Source organism: Flavimaribacter sediminis (assembly GCF_019492055.1).
Lineage (GTDB): Bacteria > Pseudomonadota > Alphaproteobacteria > Rhizobiales > Rhizobiaceae > Flavimaribacter > Flavimaribacter sediminis.
This window is the reverse complement of record NZ_JAICBX010000002.1, coordinates 1,310,666-1,329,657: the sequence shown is the minus strand read 5'-3', so window position 1 is coordinate 1,329,657 and position 18,992 is coordinate 1,310,666. Positions and strand designations below refer to the sequence as shown.

The window sequence follows — 18,992 nt, the reverse complement described above, 5'->3', positions numbered from 1 at the left end:
CTCTATCGCTGATCAGCAATCAGGGAGAGCGGGACGTCCGGCTCCTCCTTGATCGCCTTCGTCATGATGTAGCTGTAATAGCGCTTGAGGCCGATATCCGAGGACAGCATCTCATCGACCATTTGCTGGTAGGATTCGACGTCCTTTGAAACGATTCTGAGCAGATAGTCGATACCGCCGCCGACAGCCCAGCAACCGGTCACGTGATCATTGTCGAGAATGGCCTGCTCGAAGCGCCGGAAATCCTCGCTGCGATGGTTCTCGATCTCGGCCGCCATGAAAATGACCGATGCCGAACCGAGCGCCTTCATCGACAGTCGCGCGCCGTATCCGGAAATCACTCCGGCTTTCTCAAGCCGCCTGAGCCGCTCCCAGCACGGCGTCGTGGTGAGATTGACCCGATCGGCGAGCGCCGCTTTTGTGATCCGACCCTCTTTCTGCAACACGGCGAGTATTTTCAGGTCTATGGAATCGAGCCTTAGCATCGCGTCTAGTCCTGCCTGATCACGGAGCCGAGACCGGCAGCGCGCGCGCGCGCCAGCGCGACCGTCGCAATCGCCGTGTCCTGCGCGCCCGTGCCGGTGAGATCACAAATGGTGATGGCGTCGGCTGAAACCCGGCCAGGCCGCGAACCGTCTATGATCTGCCCGAGCTCCGGCGGCGTGACATCCGTCATCAGGCCAGCTGCGCGAGCGGCGCGCAACTCGCCGAGCTCCGCACATTGGCTGAGCCTGTCGCAGACATAGAGGTCGGCGATGGCCAGCGCTTCAGGCTGAACTTCGTTCTTGCCGGCCTGGTCAGATCCCATGGCGGTGACATGCAGGCCGGGGTGCAGCCATTCGGCGGCGAGAACCGGCTCACGCGCCGGCGTTGTCGTGATGACCAGCTGGCTTTCGGCGACAGCTTCCGCCGGATTGTCCTCCGCGATCGCTTCAACGCCGAGCGCATTCCGGATATCGTCGGCGCAACGTTCCGCCTTCTCCCGGTCACGGCCCCAGACAAGCACGCGTTCGAAGGCGCGCTCCAGATGAGCCGCCTCGATCTGCAAACGAGCCTGAACCCCTGTCCCGAAGACTGCGGCTGTCGTGACGGATTCCGGGGCGAGATGAAGCGACGCCACGGCGCCGGCCGCAGCCGTTCGGAGATCGGTCAGATAGCCATTGTCGAGAAGCACCGCGTCGACGAGGCCAGTGTTGGCGTTGAGCAGCACCATCATGCCGTTGAGACTCGGAATTCCAAGTGACGGATTGTCGAAGAAGCCGGGACTGATCTTGACGGCGAAACCATCGAAACCCGGAATATAGGCTGTCTTTATGTCGACCTCGCCGTGAGCCTGGGGAAGGTCCATCGACAGGACCGGCGGCATGACCACAGTCCCGGAGGCCAGCTTCGCGAATGCGTCCTCGACGATATCATTCGCATCGCGGTCCAGAACCATGCACTTCTTCAACTCCCGTTCGGTCAGAACCAGGATCTCGCGCATCGTTACGCCTCCGTTACAAAAATCCGGCGCTCATGAGACTGTGAGCCCGACACACGGTATTGGCTTGCCGCCCGGGAAGACAGGCGGCTTAACTGTTGTCCGCCCTGACCGCTTCCTCGAGCTTGCGCACGAGATCCGGGTTGGCCGCCTGGACGCGGCTCCAGTTTGGAATGAAAGGGGTTTCCATCGGGTTTTCAAGGAATGTGTGGCCAGCCTCGACAATGTTGCCCGCAAACAGTTCGACGGCCGCCTCCTCGATATGCCTGTCGACATAAAGTCCATTGATCACCGCGTCGTTGTAATACATCTCGATCAGGTCGAGCGCGGTTCGGTAGTAGGTCGCCTTGAGGGTGCGGAACGTCTCCTGGCTGAAGATCATGCCGTCGGTCGCCAGTTTGCGAAACAGCGCCTTGCTGATGTCGGTCGACATGCGCGACAACCCGCGTTGCGGATCATCCTGCGACAGCGGCTGATGCTTGTGATCATACGCGTCGGAAATATCGACCTGGCACACCAGTCTCTTGCTCAAATTGCGCCAGACCTCTGACAGAACGCCGATTTCCAGCCCCCAGTCTGACGGGATCCGGATATCCGGCAGAATTGCCGTGCGCATGGCGAACTCGCCGGCGAGCGGATAGCGGAAACCCTGAAGGTAATCGACATATTCGTGATGCCCGCTGACCCTCTGCAGCGCCAACAGCAGCGGCGTGACAAGCAGGCGGGATACGCGCCCGTTCAGCTTGCCGTCAGCGATGCGCGGGTAGAAGCCCTTGCAGAATTGATAGGGAAAGGCGGGATTTGCGACCGGATAGACAAGTCGGGCCAGCATCTCGCGGCTATAGGTGACGATATCACAGTCGTGCAGCGCGACGACGTCCGAGTTTCGGCTGGCGAGCGTATATCCGATGCAATACCAGACATTGCGGCCCTTGCCAGGCTCGAGCGGCGCCAGATCGGCGTCGGAGAGTTCCTTGTCAATCGCCTGCAGGCGCGGACCGTCATGCCACAGAATATCGTGGCGCTGAGGCAGCCGGGAAAAATACTCCCGGGCGTAGGCGAACTGATCCTTGTCGGCCCGGTCCAGTCCGATGACGACGTGATTGATGTATTGCGCGCCCGACAACTCGTCTACAATGTTGGACAGCGCAGGGCCTTCGAGTTCGGAAAACAGCGAGGGCAGGATAAGCGTTATCTTGCGTGTTCCCGAAAATAGCTTGAGTTGCCGCTCCAGTTCCTCGACTGGCGTCCGCGTCAGATTATGCAGCGTTGCCACGCTTCCGTTCTGGTGGAAGTCACCCATGCATCACGTCCCGTTCTTCTCAATTTCATCGATACACGACAGCACACTGTCGTTCCAGCCTTCCGGGCCCGGAAATCTTGCGCGTCTTATTCGGCCATTCATTTCGCCGGCTAATTTTGGGATTCCACCATGCGCCGGATTCGGAATTATAACACCGCAATCCGCCGCCTCCAGCATGGCAATGTCATTCGGCGCGTCGCCCAGAGCCAAACAGAACGGGCGGGATCCTTTTTTGCTTTCAATTTGCAAGCTAATTTTCCCAACCCGGTCCGCCTTGTTGCCGCCTAAGGAAAGCGTATGGAAGCGGCCACCTTTCTGAATAATGATTCCCGATTGCAAAAGCCTGCTCCGAAACGCCTCCAATTGTGTTTCTGTTCCAGTCCATAGTCCCGGCTCAGAGAAGGATCGGATGCGCGCGCGTTCAGCGGAACTCGGGTCGAGGCCGGTTCTGGATGCAATCTCGGAGACGTCCCAATCGGAAAATCCCGAGAAGCAGGATCGAAGCTCTGCGGGCAGGGCGTCGAGCGCAGCGACAAGCTTTTCATGGGTTGTCCCGGCGCCATCCTCCCCGCTGTCCGGCGGCAAGACGCCCGCGCCGTTTTCCACGATGGCCGGACAATGCGCAAAACCCATCGCAGCCCGCAGCGGCGCAATTTCCGCAGCGGTCTTGCTCGAGGCAAGAACGAGCGGAATATCCAGCTGTTTCAACCGCGACAGGGCCGGCAGAGCGGCTTCGAAACTGTATGTTTCATGATCCAGCAACGTGCCGTCCAGGTCACTGAAGACAATGATTGGACGCATCAGGCGGAACCGTTCGTGATCCAGCGACACTGGTAGGGGGCAAACTCGATATCACCGGTGAAAGCACGCACCGGCTCACCCGAAAGCAGATCGCTCCAGTCGGCTCCGCCAATCAGGTTCAGCGACATGGAGGGAATCGTTACTGTCTTGTCGGAGACGTTGTGAATTGCAAAAATACTCTGCTCCCGGTCCGTGCTTTGACGCCAGAATCCGAAAAGCTGCTCGCCCAGTTGCAATGTGAACTGTGTAGCGTTTGGATGAAACGCCGGCTGGCGGATCCGGATGCCGATCATCCGTTTGATATGGTTGAAGGCGATCGCCTGACGAGAGGTTCCATCGGCGAGTTTCTGCTGCAAATCCGGATAGTTCCAGCGATGGCGATTGATAGCGCGATTGATTCCCGTTTTTTCGACGCCTGAAATATCATTCGGTGTGGCGAGCAGAGAATGGATGTAGAAGGCGGGAATGCCTTCCAGAGCCATTGCAATCGCCTGACTGCACAGGAAGCGCTCCAGATTATAGTCGTCCTCACCCTCGCAGGTTCCCTTCATGGCGTCATAGAGCGAGACATTCATCTCGTAGGGCCGGTCTTTTCCGTCCGGCATACGCCGCATGCTGACCTTGCCTCCGAATCCCGTCACCGCGTCGATCATTTCGGTAATTTCTTCATCGCTCAGAAGACCTTCGGCCGGCCGCAATCCGATTCCGTCATGCGAGGCCGTGAAATTGAAGTAACAACAGCCGCGCTGAGCCGGCGGCATCGCCATCTGCCACGCGTTGAGATGTGTCGAATTGCCGGTCAGAAGCGCCTGCAGGATCAAGGGAGGCAGTGAAAAATTGTAAATCGCGTGGGCTTCGTTGCGATTGCCGAAATAGCTGAGATTCTCGATATTCGGCACGTTCGTCTCGGTGATCAGAACCACAGCTTCATCGCTGTAATCGGCAAGCAAGCGCATGAGGCGGACAATTTCATGCGTCTGGCGCAGGTGAATGCAAGGCGTGCCGATTTCTTTCCAGATGAACGCCACGGCGTCGAGCCGAATCGTGCGCACGCCACGGTCAACGTGAAAGCGCATGATTCGAAGGAACTCCAGAAGCACTTCCGGATTGGAGAAGTCGAAATCGATCTGGTCGTGGCTGAAAGTGCACCATACATGCTTCGAGCCATTCGCCGTTTCGACTTCGCGAAGCAGCGGATGGGCGCGCGGGCGCACCACGTTGGTCAGGTCGTCCGCTGGATCGGCCTCGAAAAAATAGCGGTCGTATGGCTCGTGTCCCTGCAGATATTCGCTGAACCAGACGCTTTGGCTGGAACAGTGATTAAGGACGAGGTCCGACATCAGTCGAAATTTGCCGGCAATGCGCTGGATATCCTCCCACGCGCCGAGGGCGCTGTTGACCGTGTAGTAGTCGGTAACCGCAAAACCGTCATCGGAGGTAAAGGGAAAATAAGGCAGAATATGCACGCCCTTGATCGTTCCCTTCAGATAGCGGTTCAGGAAATCGTACAGAAGATCCAGAGGCTTGTGTTCGCCATCGACAAGGCTGTTGCCATAGGTGATGACGTAGGTGTCCTTCTCGCTCCAGATGGTGTTGCCGGCCACCCGGCCGCGCCGTCTTGGGCGCGATTCGCCGCTCCAATAGGCAGAAATGACCGCATTCGTCAGTTCTCCAACATCGTAATCCGGATAGATTGAGCTCAGCATCTGGCGCAGGCTTTCGTTGAGACGAGCCGATACGTCGCTGCTGCCGTTCCCTTCGATTTTTGGGTTCGCCCGCCCTTCCTTGCCTGCTGCGACCGTCAACGTAATCCAAACCTTCCAACTTGCTGATTTTCTATTGGTAGCACCCTTTGTGCGCTGCCGCAAAACTCTTTGCAGCTGTCGATAAAACAGCCCCGACGATGATCAGCTTTCAGGCGCGGCGATTTCTTCGGTTCCAATTCCCGACGACACTGACTAACGTCCGCGGCAAAGAGGAAACGAAGAGATGGACAAAAGCGAATTTCGTAAATGGTCGCACCGGGCAAGCGACTGGTCCGCCGATTATCAGGATGGTATCGACAAGCGGCCCGTGCGTCCGCGCCTTCAGCCGGGCGCAATCGGCAGGATGATCGATGCTGGCCCGCCGGAGGAGGCGCACGCCATGGAGGATATCTTCGCCGATTTCGAGCGCATCATTCCGGACGGGATGACGCATTGGCAGCATCCGCGTTTTTTCGCTTATTTTCAAAGCAACGCCGCGCCTGCGGCCATAATCGCAGAACAGCTGGCCGGCGCGATGGCTGCGCAATGCATGCTTTGGCAGACATCGCCCGCAGCCACAGAGCTGGAAATCGCGATGATCGACTGGCTTCGCCAGGCGATTGGCCTACCAGAGGGGTTTCAGGGAACCTTTCAGGACACAGCCTCCACGGCGACGCTGTGCGCCATCCTGACCATGCGGGAAAGGGCGCTTGGATGGAGCGGCAACCAGACCGGACTTTTTGAGCGCGAGCGGCTACGTGTTTACGCGTCCGAGGGCACGCACACTTCCGTTGACAAGGCCATGTGGGTCTCCGGGATGGGCCAGGACAATCTCGTGCATATTCCGTTGCGGGACGATCTGTCCATGGATGTCGCGGGGCTTGAACGCGCGATCGCCGAAGATCGGGCGGCGGGGTATATTCCCGCGGGACTGGTGGTATGCGTCGGCGGCACGTCGATCGGCGCGATCGACGACGTCGGAGCGCTTTGCGCCATCGCAGAAAGGGAGAATCTCTACACCCATGTCGACGCCGCCTGGGCGGGTTCAGCGATGATTTGCCCAGAATTCCGCCATTTCTGGGCAGGTGTGGAGGCCGCCGACAGCATCGTCTTCAATCCGCACAAATGGCTTGGCGCCTCCATGGAATGTTCCGCCCATTTCGTGCGCGACCCGGAAATGCTGGTGAAAACCCTCGCGATCCATCCGGAATTCCTGAAGACCTATGGCAAGGACGGTTTCGTGAATTTCAGCGAATGGTCGGTGCCGCTCGGCCGACGGTTCCGGGCCCTGAAGGTCTGGTTTCTGTTGCGCGCCTACGGGCTGGAAGGCCTGCGCCGGCGTATCCGCGATCATGTGCGCTGGTCCGAATGGTTGGCCGGGCGCCTCGCCGCCGAACCTGACTTCGAGATTGTGACGAAGCCCATGCTGTCTTTGTTTTCGTTCCGATATGCGCCGCCTGACTATGAAGGCGATCTCAACACTCTGAACCGACAGCTTGTCGAGGCCATCAACGATGACGGCCGCATCTACCTCACCCAGACCATGTTTGATGAAAAGCTGGCCATCCGTTTCGTCGCCGGCCAGTTCGAAATGGAGGAGCAGGACATCGACATCGCCCTGAAAACCATATGTGAAGTCGCGCGGTCTCTTACGGGATGACGGCTTCCGGCCCTGTGCTGCGTTATCTCTGGCTTGCGGCCGGCTTTCTGAGTTTTGGCGCCGGCATAGCCGGAATCGTGCTGCCTCTGGTGCCGACCACGCCGTTTCTGATCCTGTCGGCGTACTGCTTTGCCCGCAGTTCGGACCGGCTGCACGACTGGCTGGTCAACCATCCGCGATTTGGACCCCCGATACGCGATTGGCGCGATCATCGCGCCATTTCCACCCGTGGCAAGCGGCTGTCCATCGTCGCGATGGCCGCCGTTCTTGCAATCAGCTTCGCCGTTGGCGTCAAAAGCTGGATCATCGCGATTCAGTTCGGTGTGCTGATTGTGATGGGTCTTTTCATCCTGACGCGACCTTCGCCGCCGCCCGACGCCGGCGGTCAGTGAAAATTCCGCCCCTTTGGCAAGATCGACCGGTTGGGCGCCTGTTGCACGTCTTTCGACGAGCCGGCGACGCGCTCCCGTATCATTATGCCGCGCGGGGTCTTGCGGGGCGGTTGCTGCCTTCGAACCTCGTCGGCCCTGGCAAGTCCGTCGACAGGCTGGTTCAGATCCGCAAGCGATGCGAGAAGCGGGGTAAGGTCCAGCAGCTGCCGGGCGACGACATGGATGACCCCGTCCTGTGACTGTAACGGCCCGCAAATGCCGACGAAGCGGCTGCCGAGCACGATCGTGCGATAGCGTTCGAACACTTTCGGCCAGACGATGGCGTTGGCGACGCCGGTTTCATCCTCGATGGTCTCGAAGACGACGCCATTGGCAGAACCGGGCCGCTGCCGCACCAGCACCAGCCCGGCGACCGTAACGAATCGCCCGGGGGCGACGTCCTGGAGATCCCCGTTGCGGCGATAACCCTTTCGCTCGAGAACCGGGCGCACGAAGGAAACCGGATGGGCGCGCAGCGAATAGGTGAGGCTGCGATAGTCATTGAGAACCTGTTCACCGAGCGGCATGGGCGGCAACAGAATTTCACTTTCTTTTTGCAAGTTATTTTGTCCGCTTATTGCAAAAAGCGGCAAACGTTCGGCTGCGCCCAGTGGATCCAGCGCCCGCACGGCCCAAAGCGCATCGCGACGGCTGAGCCCGAGCGAAGAAAAGGCGTCCGCTTCGGCAAGCAGCTGGATGGCGCGCCGGGGCAAGCCGGAACGCATCCACAAATCCCGCACGCTGTCATAGCCCCGGCCCCTGTTATCGATCAGCATGGTCGCGTTTTCCTCGCCGAATCCCTTGATCTGGTGAAGCCCGAGGCGCACCGCATGGGTGTGTTTCATCACTCCCTTCATAACGTTGAAACGGCGCGCCACGGCGCCAGGCGCCGCTTCCAGCTCCGCCGGTGTGCAATCTTCCAGCGTCGACAGCCAGTCGGAGCGATTGACGTCGACGCAACGCACCGCGACCCCATGCTCGCGGGCGTCGCGAATGAGTTGGGCCGGCGCATAGAAGCCCATTGGCTGGGCGTTGAGGATCGCTGCGCAAAAGACATCCGGATAATAGCATTTCAGCCAGCAAGACACGTAGACGAGCAGGGCGAAGCTCGCCGCATGGCTTTCCGGAAACCCGTATTCGCCGAAGCCTTCGATCTGGCTGAAGCAATGCTCGGCGAAATCCTGCTCATAGCCGTTGGCGACCATCCCCTCGACCATCTTGGCGCGGAAGGAGTGAATGGTGCCCACCCGCCGGAAAGTCGCCATGGCGCGCCTGAGCTTGTCGGCTTCACCGGGCGTGAAACCGGCGGCCACGATGGCAATGTTCATGGCCTGCTCCTGGAACAGCGGCACGCCCAGCGTCTTGGCGAGAACGCCTTCCAGCTCCTTCTTGGGATAGGTGACCTTTTCCTTGCCCTGGCGGCGCCGCAGATAGGGATGCACCATATCGCCCTGGATCGGCCCCGGCCGGACGATGGCCACTTCGATGACGAGGTCATAGTAGCAGCGCGGACGCAGCCGCGGCAGCATTGACATCTGGGCGCGGCTCTCGATCTGGAAAACGCCAACCGTATCCGCTTCGCAGATCATGTCGTAGACGCGCCTGTCGCCATCCGGGAGCGACGCCAGGGTCTCTTGTCGCCCGTAATGGTCCCCGAGCAATTCGAAAGCCTTGCGCACGCAGCTCAGCATGCCGAGCGCCAGCACATCGATCTTGAGGATGCCGGCGCATTCCAGGTCGTCCTTGTCCCACTCGACGACAGTGCGCCCCTCCATCGCCGCATTCTCGATGGGAATGACCGAGCTCAACCGGTCTCGCGTAATCACGAAGCCGCCGACATGCTGCGACAGGTGCCGCGGAAATCCGATGAGCTGGGAGGCGAGATCAAGCGCCTGCATGAGATGCCGGTCGCCCGGATCAAGGCCGGCCCTGCGGGCGTCCTCCTCGCCCAGCTTCGAGGATGACGAGCCCCATCGGGTGCCGCTGATCGCCGTGATCGTGTCGTCCGACAGACCAAAGACCTTGCCGACCTCGCGAACCGCCGATCGTCCGCGATAGCTGACAACCGTAGCGGCCAGCCCCGCATGCTCCCGTCCGTATTTGTCGTAGATATACTGGATCACCTCCTCGCGCCGTTCATGCTCGAAATCGACATCGATATCCGGCGGCTCGTTGCGCTCTTCAGAAATGAAGCGCTCGAACAGAAGATCCGTCTTCTCCGGATCCACCTCGGTAATGCCGAGACAATAGCAGACGGCGGAATTGGCGGCCGAACCACGCCCCTGGCACAGGATGTTTTGACTTCTGGCGAAGCGAACGATGTCGTAGACCGTGAGAAAGTAGGGGGCGTATTCCAACCGCCCTATCAGGTCCAGCTCATGGTCGATCGCCTTCAGTACTTTCTGGGGCGCGCCATGCGGGTAACGCTGCGCGAGGCCTTCCGCCGTGAGCTTTTCCAGTGTCTTCTGCGGCGGCAGCGGACTGCCGGTCGGTTCGTCCGGATACTGGTATTTCAGATCGTCCACGGAGAAATGTAGCCGGCTGAATACTTCCACGGTGCGGGCGACCGCTTCTTCGTACCCTTTGAAAAGACGCGTCATTTCCGCCGCGTCACGCAAATGCCGCTCGGCATTGGGCTCCAGCAGCCGGCCGGCTTCACGCAGCGAAACATGTTCGCGGATGCAGCTCACCACGTCCTGCAGAAAACGGCGCTCGGGCCGATGATAGAGCGCATCCCCGACGGCGAGCAGCGGCGCGCCCGTGCGTTTCGCCATCGCGCCAAGCCCCGCAAGACACCGCTGGTCGTATTCCGCAAAGCGCCGCGAGGCCGCGAGATGGACATAATCCCCGAAACAGTCTCTCAGATACTCGAGCGCCACCGGCTCGCGTTGCGGCAGGGTCTGCGGCGCCATGACAGCCATGACGAGGCCTTCTCCATGGGCGGCGAGATCGTCAAGACCGAGATGGCATTCGCCTTTCGGCGCGCGCCGCTTGCCGGCCGTGAGAAGTTCGCACAGACGGCCATGGGCCGGCCGATCTTCGGGCCAGACGAGGATATCCGGCGTTCCATCGCAAAACACCAGCCGGCAACCGGGCGCATAGGCGACGTCCGCCTCCTTCGCCGCCATGTGGCCGCGCACGACGCCGGCCAGCGAATTGCGGTCCGTCACGCTGACGCCTGCAAGACCGAGTCTCGCGGCTTCCGCCACCATCTCCTCCGGATGCGAGGCTCCGCGCAGGAAGGAGAAATTCGTCGTCACGGCGAGTTCGGCGTATCGGGTTGCGGTCATGCGAACAGTCCGTGCATGTACCATTTCGGATGGGCGGTCTCGCGCCCGAAAAGGCCGTGCCGGAATATCCAGAAGCGATGGCCCTCGTCATCCTCCACGCGGTAATAGTCGCGGCTTCGGCCGCCGCGGCCTTCCAGCCACCATTGCGCGCCAATCCGTTCCGGCCCTTCCGAACGCACGATGCGGTAGACTGCTCTTCGCCAGCGGAAGCGGACCGGTGGTCCGTCCGGAGCCTCGGCAATCGCCTCGACAAGCTCCGGCCGGTCGAACAGCAGGAGCGGGCGCGTGATAACGCAGGGCGCTTCGGCGGCGGCCGCGAAACCGGAGCTGTCCGGATGATCTCCTGCGGCCGAAACAAGACCGAAACTGCGTTCGGGAATATGCGCGTCAGCCGCGGCAAGGCGCAACACGCGGTCGACGCCGAGACGCGCGCCCAGCCGGTCGACCAGGCTGTCAAAGGCCTCATGCGCATGGGCGCCTGCAACGAGATCGCCCTGTCGAACCGACCGCTCCTGGCTTTCCAGGACATTCAGCCGGATCAGGTCGAAGCCGAACCCGGCGTCGAGATCCTCGTGAAAACCGGCGATTCGTTCGCGAAACAACATTTGAATGCGATCGGGCGTGTGGACCGGGCCGGCGGACCGAACCTCGATCGCGGCGACCTTTCCGTCCACGCGGAAGAGCCGCAATTCGAGCCGGCGGGCGCCGACCTGTCTTGCATCCATCAAAGGCTGCAGATTGGCGGCGAGCAGACCGATCGTCCGTTCGATGTCCTCCTGCAGGGCGACCGGCTCTGCGAAGATCTTCTCCGACGCCAACTCCGCCGCCGGCAGCCGCGGCTGAATGACCTCTTCCTCGCGACCGAGCGCCTGGTCGAGCCGTCGCAGGAGCTGAGCGCCGAAGCGGGCGGCAAGCGGCGCCCGGGGCAAATCCGCGATACAGCCGATCGTCCGCAGGCCAAGCTTGCCCAGCATGTCGATGCAGTCGGGATCGAGCCGGAGCGCGGCAAGCGGCAGGCCGCCAAGGGCCGCCGGCTGGTCGCCCGGCTCGACGATCCGCCTGTCTCCATAGCGCGCGGCCGCCCAGGCCGCCCCGGCCGTGTCGGCGATCGCCGCCTGCGCGGCGAATCCCGCGCCACGCAGACGGGCGGTCACGTCGCCGAGCATGGCTTGCTCGCCGCCATAGAGATGAACGCAGCCGGAAATGTCCAGGAAGAGGCCGCCGCAACCGCCGGCAATCGCATCCGACGGCTGATCGATCGCGACCAGCGGCGTATAGCGGTCGCACCATATGGCGACTGATGTGAGCAGGGCCATGTCGGCCTCTGCATCATGGTCGAAACTGTCGAGATCAGGCGCCAGCGCCCGGGCGTCGCTCAGGCTCTGGCCGCGACGTAGCCCCGCCCGCTCGCCTTCTTCCTCGACGGCGACGATGCGCTGGGCGTTCCTGATCCTGGAAATGGCGACGAGCGGCGGGACGTCAGGACGCCCGGTCAAGCGCCACGACCTGCCCCGTTTGCGGCGCGCCATGCGGTCGATCGAAAGGCAGGGCAGGGCGATCGACATAATGCGTTGGGACCTGTTCAAAGCGGCGACTCCGGTGATTCCATGCAATGGCCCATTGCCCCGTCCGGCCATGTCGGTTGCGTTCGAGGGCAAGGTCCAGCCGCAATGGACCGATGCCCCCTTCGAATATGGCGTCGGCAAGCGACGGCCGCGCCTGCACGCGCCAGCGCGTGGCGACCGCGCTTGCTTCTTCTTCCCCGGCCTGCCTGAGAATGCAGGCGAAGACCCTGCTGTCGCGCGCCTTCATCATCAGGCGGCGCGTCGCCGTCATGTCGCAAAGGCCGGGATTGCCGCGCATGTGGAAGATCACAGCCGCCAGATCATGGCATCCGGCGGCCTCGTCGCTTGCCCAGAGCGCCGACTTCAGTTCCGCAGGATGGATGACGAGCAAACGCGACGGATCAACGCCGAACATGGAAAGTCCCGCCGGAAAGATCTCGCCGCTTTCCAGGCGCGCCGCCGGATCGGCGATCCAGACGACAGGGCCTTGTCTGTCCTTCAGGCAGGCGACAAGCATTGCCGCCAGAAAGCCCGTAGCGGCGCCGATATCCCGGGTCAGCGGGCAGCGAATCTCGTGCAGGGCATGGGCGGGAAACCCGCCTTCGAAGACATCGTCGAGGGGCGGGAAGCCGAAGCTCGCCCCGCCATCGGCAGAGCCGTCCGTCCACGCCGCCCCGCCGACGCCGGCATGCCGCCGGTCAATTCCGGCGACGGCGTCACGCAATATCCCGATCGTCTGCTTCGCCTGATCGCGTCGCATTGGCAACCTGCTTGTTCATGTTTTGTTCTTTTATAGATTCCAAAAACACGGGAGGGAGTCAAGCAGCCGCGAGTCTGAAAAAAACCCGGACAGGCGTCAGCGCTGCGCAAAATCGCGCTGCTGACGCCGCTCTGAGCAGGCCGGCAGACGCGCCGGTGATGTTGATTATTCCGGCTGCTCGTCGCTCTTGTCGCTCTTCAGCGAGCTGAGCTTGGCGAAGACTGCGTCTGCGTCGATCTCCTTCTCTTCCTCCTTGGGGGCGGGAGGCGAGGTATCGAAAACCATCTTCTCGGTTTCCTGCGCCGGCAGCAATGTGTCGTCGGGCTTGGCGACCACTTCAGACGGTCTTTCCCTGGCGGCCTTCTCCACCTCGAGATCGAGATCGATCTGGGTGCAAAGGCCGAGCGTCACCGGGTCGAGCGGCGTCAAATTGGCCGAATTCCAGTGGGTGCGATTGCGAATCTGCTCGATTGTCGACTTGGTCGTTCCAACCAGACGCGAGATCTGCGCATCGCGCAACTCCGGATGATTGCGCACCAGCCACAGAATGGCGTTGGGCCGATCCTGGCGCTTGGAGACCGGCGTATAGCGCGGCCCTTTGCGCTTGAGTTCGGGAACGTGCACTTTGGGGTTCGAAAGCTTCAGCTTGTGTCCGGAATCGGATTCGCCCGCAGCGATTTCGTCGCGCGAAAGCTGGCCGGTCTGGATCGGGTCGAGCCCCTTGATGCCCTGCGCCGACTCGCCGTCGGCGATCGCCTTGACTTCCAGCGGATGCAACTTGCAGAACTGGGCGATCTGATCGAAGGTCAAAGCCGTATTGTCGACCAGCCAGACCGCTGTGGCTTTGGGCATAAGCAGTTGTTGTGACATGAATAAAGTTCTCCTGTCCGCCCGCTCCGGTAAGCGGGTCGTGGTAAATCACCACAATTTCCGGGAATTGACGCGCTATATAACGACGTTTAGCGCCGAATGCAACGAAGAGAAGAACCATCACGGCCATTTGTCTAATTGCCCTCGGTGCTTCACCTGCTATTAAGGGGAGACAAAGACCGGGGGCGGGCGCCTGTAGAAGCGACCGTCGGAGACTGACCGCGAAGGAGGATCGCATGTTCGAACCCAAAACCCATAAAGTACTGAAATCCGTCAAGAAACGCGCTCTGATCGACAACGAAACCTATCTCGACTGGTATCAGCAGAGCACCAAGAATCCGGAGAAGTTCTGGAAAAAGCACGGCAAGCGCATCGACTGGTTCAAGCCATACACCAAAGTCAAGAACACAAGCTTCACCGGCGACGTGCTGATCAAATGGTACGAGGACGGCGTCACAAACGTTTCCTACAACTGCATCGACCGGCATCTGAAGAAGCGTGGAGACCAGGTCGCCATCATCTGGGAAGGCGACAATCCCTATGAGGACAAAAAGGTCACCTACAACGAGCTTTACGAACAGGTCTGCCGGCTCGCCAATGTGATGAAATCCAATGGCGTCAAGAAAGGCGACCGCGTCACCATCTACATGCCGATGATCCTCGAGGCCGCCTATGCGATGCTGGCCTGCGCCCGGATCGGAGCGATCCACTCGATCGTCTTCGGCGGATTCTCCCCGGACGCCCTTGCCGGACGCATCGTCGACTGCAACTCGACCTTCATCATCACCGCAGACGAAGGTCTGCGCGGCGGCCGCGTCGTTCCGCTAAAGGCGAACACCGACAAGGCTGTCGAACACGCCGCGCGCGACGGCGTTGAGGTGCGCAATGTGCTGGTGGTGCGCCGCACCCACGGCAAGGTCGACTGGTACGAAGATCGCGATATCGACTACGACGAGGCGATGCGGCTGGCGAAACCGAAATGCCCGCCGGCGAAGATGAAGGCTGAAGACCCGCTCTTCATTCTTTACACGTCAGGATCGACCGGCAAGCCGAAGGGCGTCCTTCACACGACGGGAGGTTATCTCGTCTACGCCTCGATGACCCACGAATATGTCTTCGACTACCATCCAGGCGACATTTACTGGTGTTCAGCCGATATCGGCTGGGTGACGGGCCACTCCTACATCGTCTACGGACCGCTCGCCAACGGCGCCACGACCCTGATGTTCGAAGGCGTTCCAAACTATCCGACGCCTGCGCGTTTCTGGGAAGTCTGCGACAAGCATCAGGTCAACATTTTCTATACCGCGCCGACGGCGATCCGCGCGCTGATGGGCGCAGGCGATTCCCATGTCACGTCGACCTCGCGAAAATCCCTGCGCACGCTCGGATCTGTTGGCGAGCCGATCAATCCGGAAGCCTGGGAGTGGTATTACAACATCGTGGGCGAGGGAAAATGTCCCATCGTCGACACCTGGTGGCAGACCGAAACCGGCGGCATCATGATTACTCCGCTTCCCGGAGCAACCGACCTCAAGCCGGGATCCGCCACCCGACCCTTCTTCGGAGTACGGCCGCAAATTGTCGACGGCGAAGGCGAAGTGCTCGAGGGCGCCGTGGACGGAAATCTTTGCATCGTGGATTCCTGGCCTGGCCAGATGCGCACGGTCTATGGCGACCACGAGCGCTTCATCCTGACGTATTTTTCGACCTACAAGGGCAAGTATTTTACCGGAGACGGCTGCCGTCGCGACGAGGACGGATACTATTGGATCACCGGCCGCGTCGACGACGTCATCAACGTGTCCGGCCACCGGATGGGCACCGCCGAGGTCGAATCGGCGCTGGTCTCCCATGATTCCGTCTCGGAAGCCGCCGTAGTCGGTTATCCGCACGACCTCAAGGGGCAGGGCATTTACTGCTACGTCACGCCGATGAGCGGCGTCGAGGCAAGTGACGACCTGCGCAAGGAACTGGTCAAACATGTGCGCGAGGAGATTGGTCCGATCGCTACTCCGGACAAGATCCAGTTCGCTCCGGGGCTGCCCAAGACACGCTCGGGCAAGATTATGCGGCGCATTCTCCGAAAGATTGCCGAGAACGAATTTTCCTCGCTAGGCGACACCTCGACGCTGGCGGATCCCACCGTGGTCGACGATCTCATCGAGAATCGCCAGAACAAGAAATGAAGCCTGCCGGTCACGTAAGCCGGTAGAGATCCTCGCGCGTCGGCGGCAAGCCCGAAGGGGCCGAGCCGCGGGCGCGTTTTCGCGCCAGGGTCTGGTTGATCTGGACGGTGCCGCGTTCGAATGCGAGCGCACAACCCGTCAGATAAAGCAGCCACAGCCGCGCTTTCGGCGCGCCCACATCGGCAACGGCTTCATCGAAACGCGCATGCAAACGATCGGCCCACAGGCGACAAGTGCGGCCATAGTGTTCGCGTAAATTTTCCACATCGTGGACCTCGAAACCGTGTCCTTCGAGATTTTCGATGCTCATGCCAAGATGGTCGAGTTCGCCGCCGGGAAAAATATATTTCACCAGCGCCAGATGCTCGGCGCTCTTGCGTCTGAACGCCTTCTTGCTGCGCTTGGCGCGGCGTGAAATCGCGTGATGCATGTAAAGCCCGCCAGGCTTGAGCAAGCGCCAGACCGAATGAAAGTATTTGTCGTAGTTGGCGCTTCCAACATGTTCGAACATGCCGATCGACGACACCTTGTCGAATGTGTCCCGAACGTCTTCGTAGGACGTCAGTTCGATTGTGATCCGGTCCGACAGGCCCCGATCGGCGACACGTTTGCGAGCGAGGTCAATCTGGGCTTCCGACAAAGTGATTCCGTGTCCCGTCACGCCGTAATTTTCCACTGCATGGATCAGCAGCGAGCCCCAGCCGCATCCGATATCGAGAAGTTTCTCGCCCGGCTGCAGGCGCAGCTTGCGACAGACATGATCCAGCTTGTCGACCTGGGCTGTGTCGAGACTGTTCGACCAGTCTTTGAAATAGGCGCAGGTATAGACCATGTTCTCATCGAGAAAGAGACGGTAGAAGTCGTTCGAAACGTCGTAGTGATGGCCAATCGCCTGTTTGTCCGAACCGAAGTCGAAAGGCCTCTCTCCCGCCAATCCCGAATCGGCTTCATTGCGGCCAACGAGGATAGACGGAACGTTTTTCAGCAGCTGCCACTTGGGAAGATCCTTGATGCCTCTTTTCAGGCGGGTGTTCAGCCCTTTCTCCGCCAGATCGAAGATGGTGCCGTTCTCGATATCGACCTGTCCCGAAATCCAGAGTTCGACGATCGAATCGAGCTTCGGCCTCAGCGCGACCTTGCGAATGGCCATCGGATCGTTGACCGCAAGCAACGGACCATCCGTCGGTCCGATTATTTCTCCGTTCCAAAGGCGAATTCCGAATTGCGGCTGCAAGGTGTCCGCAACCGTCCTGATCATCGCCGCCGCTTTTTTGTCTGCGCTCATAGATTTCCCGCCGGATTTGAATCCCGGTCGAGCATTAGCCGAAAGAAAATAAAATTGCCATCCGGAGCTTCCGGATGGCGTTGCGGGGAACGTCCAGGCGCACCGATTTATTTCACGAGACGCAGAGACTGGATCGATCGCGCGATGGTTTCGTAGGTTTCGGTCAATTCGTTGGCGGTGTCGGGTTCATAATAATAGGTGAAGCTGCCTTCGTCCGGCGACGCGCAATCCTTCAGCATATTCAGGGCCGTATTATTGTTCATGCTGAAGCCGATTGTGAAGATCTTGATCTTTTGAGCCTTGATTGCGTCGCACAGATTGCGCGTATGAGTGCGCGAGGTCGAACCTTGGCCGCCATGATTGAAATCAATCTCCCGGCCCCATTCCCTGCACCTGCCTTTCTTGTATTTTTCGCAAACATCCTCGATATCGCTCGTGACATTGGCGAAGGCCGTGTTGAATTCGCCATCTGTCATCAGGATGATGTATTTCGCCGTCTCCTCGTCGATGACGGCGGGCCTGGATTCTTCGGGGACATAGTTGGCCCAGTCGTGAGAAATGGTGTACCAGGCCCATTGCAACCCGATATGACCGGCCGTGTATCCCGACGCGACCAGGCCATCGATCCGCGCGTCAAGTCCCGATTCGTCGCTGGTGAGCAGCATCAAGGGCGACGCCGGACAGAATTGCAGCCTTGAATCCCGGCTGATCATGCCATAGGACGGATTGGCGTCGGAATACTGGTAGGACGTTCCGCCGCCTTTGGGCGCCTTGCGGTCGGTCGCGCAATCGTCCGTAGCCGAGCCGTCTCTGTTCACTTCGTAGAAATCCTTGACATCATCCTCGTCGATTCCATTGCTCATGGTTTCCTTGAACGAATATGGATCGAATCCAAGGCCCGTTTCCGCATACAGCGCCTCATTGAACGCCGGCGCCTTGGTCTTGGGCAGCCAGAAATCAGGAAACACATATTTCGCCAGATCACCCGCATTGACGGCGTCGCTATAGGGGACCAGGCTGATGCGGACATTCTCGTCCGTATCGGTGTTCATGGCCAACAGTTCCTGGACACCGAGTTTCGCAGCGTTCTTGAGAGCCGAAATCTTGTTACCGCTCATCGAGCCGGTAATGTCCAGCACCATCGCAACTTCGATATCGGACATACCGTAGGATGCGGCCGAATCAGCGGAGACGACCTGAGTGTTCTTGCGGTTCGCCGTTCCCATGAAGGTCAGGTTCTGATCGGTTTTGGCGATCGCCGTTACTTCCTGGTCTATATCGTCGATATCGACGTCAACCACCTCGTATTGTCCGGACGTAAGGTCATCAAGGCCGAGATTGGCGGCGAATATTGACTTGAGATAATCCTCCGCCTCCTCTTCCTTGATATCGCCCACCGCCAAAGCACGCGCAGTCGCAAGCGTAGCCGCGTCCAACGCATTATTAATCTGCGTTTTTTCGGAAAGGTTTCGCGCCAGGTCCACAGCCAGACCCGCGGAGAAAAAGATAGCCAGAATGGCGAAGGCGAATATCATCGCGAAATTGCCGCGTTCGTCCTTCGCGAATGACCGCCAGAGCAGGCGCGCTTTTGCTGTTTTCATTGACCTGTGTCC

The 18,992-nt window shown here is 60.1% G+C and carries 14 protein-coding genes; 3 read left to right on the top strand and 11 right to left on the bottom strand.

Going from position 1 to position 18,992, the window contains the following annotated elements; translation table 11 throughout:
* Positions 1-2 precede the first annotated feature (2 nt).
* The 5 genes from K1W69_RS14450 to K1W69_RS14430 form a co-directional block, all read right to left on the bottom strand.
* Positions 3-485, bottom strand: coding sequence for an Lrp/AsnC family transcriptional regulator (locus K1W69_RS14450; protein ID WP_220229020.1), 483 nt, complete (start codon positions 483-485; stop codon positions 3-5).
* Between the two features lie 5 nt (positions 486-490).
* Positions 491-1,483 (bottom strand): cyclodeaminase, encoded by a 993-nt coding sequence (locus K1W69_RS14445; protein WP_220229019.1) that lies wholly within the window; start codon positions 1,481-1,483, stop codon positions 491-493.
* 88 nt (positions 1,484-1,571) lie between these two features.
* Positions 1,572-2,783, bottom strand: coding sequence for a glycosyltransferase family protein (locus K1W69_RS14440; RefSeq protein WP_220229018.1), 1,212 nt, complete (start codon positions 2,781-2,783; stop codon positions 1,572-1,574).
* 3 nt (positions 2,784-2,786) lie between these two features.
* Positions 2,787-3,584 (bottom strand): HAD-IIB family hydrolase, encoded by a 798-nt coding sequence (locus K1W69_RS14435; RefSeq protein ID WP_220229017.1) that lies wholly within the window; start codon positions 3,582-3,584, stop codon positions 2,787-2,789.
* A complete protein-coding gene (locus tag K1W69_RS14430) occupies positions 3,584-5,389 on the bottom strand; it encodes a sugar phosphorylase (protein ID WP_258571041.1) in 1,806 nt (601 codons plus the stop codon). The genes K1W69_RS14435 and K1W69_RS14430 overlap by 1 nt, the downstream gene beginning before the upstream one ends.
* A gap of 184 nt (positions 5,390-5,573) precedes the next feature.
* On the opposite strand from K1W69_RS14430, the gene K1W69_RS14425 reads away from it, so the two are divergent.
* Together K1W69_RS14425 and K1W69_RS14420 are read left to right on the top strand one after the other, a co-directional pair.
* The gene (locus tag K1W69_RS14425) at positions 5,574-6,989 is read left to right on the top strand and encodes a pyridoxal phosphate-dependent decarboxylase family protein (RefSeq protein ID WP_220229016.1); all 1,416 of its coding nucleotides are present in this window, start codon (positions 5,574-5,576) and stop codon (positions 6,987-6,989) included.
* A complete protein-coding gene (locus K1W69_RS14420) occupies positions 6,986-7,381 on the top strand; it encodes a YbaN family protein (protein WP_220229015.1) in 396 nt (131 codons plus the stop codon). The genes K1W69_RS14425 and K1W69_RS14420 overlap by 4 nt, the downstream gene beginning before the upstream one ends.
* Here K1W69_RS14420 and K1W69_RS14415 read toward each other — a convergent pair.
* From K1W69_RS14415 to K1W69_RS14400, 4 genes are all read right to left on the bottom strand, one after another.
* Positions 7,375-10,710 (bottom strand): error-prone DNA polymerase, encoded by a 3,336-nt coding sequence (locus tag K1W69_RS14415; protein WP_220229014.1) that lies wholly within the window; start codon positions 10,708-10,710, stop codon positions 7,375-7,377. The two genes, K1W69_RS14420 and K1W69_RS14415, sit on opposite strands and share 7 nt — an antisense overlap.
* Complete coding sequence (locus K1W69_RS14410) at positions 10,707-12,296, bottom strand: Y-family DNA polymerase (RefSeq protein WP_220229013.1); 1,590 nt, start codon at positions 12,294-12,296, stop codon at positions 10,707-10,709. Before K1W69_RS14410 ends, K1W69_RS14415 begins: the two co-directional genes overlap by 4 nt.
* Positions 12,190-13,035: an ImuA family protein gene (locus K1W69_RS14405; protein WP_220229012.1), complete on the bottom strand. Its 846-nt coding sequence runs from the start codon at positions 13,033-13,035 to the stop codon at positions 12,190-12,192. The genes K1W69_RS14410 and K1W69_RS14405 overlap by 107 nt, the downstream gene beginning before the upstream one ends.
* A gap of 165 nt (positions 13,036-13,200) precedes the next feature.
* Positions 13,201-13,905: a DUF1013 domain-containing protein gene (locus tag K1W69_RS14400; RefSeq protein ID WP_220229011.1), complete on the bottom strand. Its 705-nt coding sequence runs from the start codon at positions 13,903-13,905 to the stop codon at positions 13,201-13,203.
* Positions 13,906-14,141: 236 nt separating this feature from the next.
* Between K1W69_RS14400 and acs the strand changes: the two genes are divergently transcribed.
* Complete coding sequence (gene acs, locus K1W69_RS14395; RefSeq protein WP_220229010.1) at positions 14,142-16,094, top strand: acetate--CoA ligase; 1,953 nt, start codon at positions 14,142-14,144, stop codon at positions 16,092-16,094.
* A 10-nt stretch (positions 16,095-16,104) separates the two neighbouring features.
* On the opposite strand, the gene K1W69_RS14390 is transcribed toward acs, so the two are convergent.
* Together K1W69_RS14390 and K1W69_RS14385 are read right to left on the bottom strand one after the other, a co-directional pair.
* On the bottom strand, positions 16,105-17,379 hold the full coding sequence (locus tag K1W69_RS14390) for an SAM-dependent methyltransferase (RefSeq protein ID WP_220229009.1): 1,275 nt from the start codon (positions 17,377-17,379) through the stop codon (positions 16,105-16,107).
* 107 nt (positions 17,380-17,486) lie between these two features.
* The gene (locus tag K1W69_RS14385; protein ID WP_220229008.1) at positions 17,487-18,980 is read right to left on the bottom strand and encodes a TadE/TadG family type IV pilus assembly protein; all 1,494 of its coding nucleotides are present in this window, start codon (positions 18,978-18,980) and stop codon (positions 17,487-17,489) included.
* Positions 18,981-18,992 lie beyond the last annotated feature (12 nt).